Origin of the sequence: Mesorhizobium sp. M5C.F.Ca.ET.164.01.1.1 (assembly GCF_004792125.1) — a bacterium.
In the GTDB taxonomy this organism is placed as follows: domain Bacteria; phylum Pseudomonadota; class Alphaproteobacteria; order Rhizobiales; family Rhizobiaceae; genus Mesorhizobium; species Mesorhizobium wenxiniae.
In genome coordinates, this window is record NZ_SRTG01000069.1 from 1 (window position 1) to 549 (window position 549).

The window sequence follows — 549 nt, forward strand, 5'->3', positions numbered from 1 at the left end:
GCCGCAAGCCTTTGCGGGGCAAGCAAGGCAACAGAGTTCTCGCTGTTTGCACAGGAGCGCAGGCAGGCACTGTCGCGCTTGATCGAGTACGAGGTGGCACCCAGCCATGACACCTTCTCGCGGCTGTTGCGACTACTTGATCCGGAGGCGTTCGGGCGAGCCTTCGCCGCCTTTGCCGCAGACTTCGCGCGTGCCTGCCAGGAGGTGGTCTCGCTCGATGGCAAGGCGCTGCGACGAGCCTATGAGAAGGGCCTTGCGGCCAGTCCGCCGCTGACGGTGTCGGCCTTCGCCGCCGAGACGCGGCTATGCTTGGCGGCGGTGTCGCCGGACGACGGAGACAATGAGGTCGAGGCCGCCCTCAAGGTGATCGAACTCATTGATCTTACTGGCACAATGGTCACGACCGATGCGCTCCACTGTCACACGCGCATGGCACAGGCCATCACCGAACGCGGCGGCGACTACCTGATCGCGCTCAAGGGAAACCGTCGGCATTGGGTTGCTCACGCCAAGCAGCGACTGACCGAGGTCACCCCCGCCGTCGCCGAG

1 protein-coding gene is annotated in these 549 nt (G+C 65.0%); it reads left to right on the forward strand.

Annotated features, from left to right (window positions below):
• A partial coding sequence (locus tag EN807_RS32440) for an ISAs1 family transposase (RefSeq protein WP_246684498.1) occupies positions 1-549 on the forward strand: 549 nt, incomplete at both ends.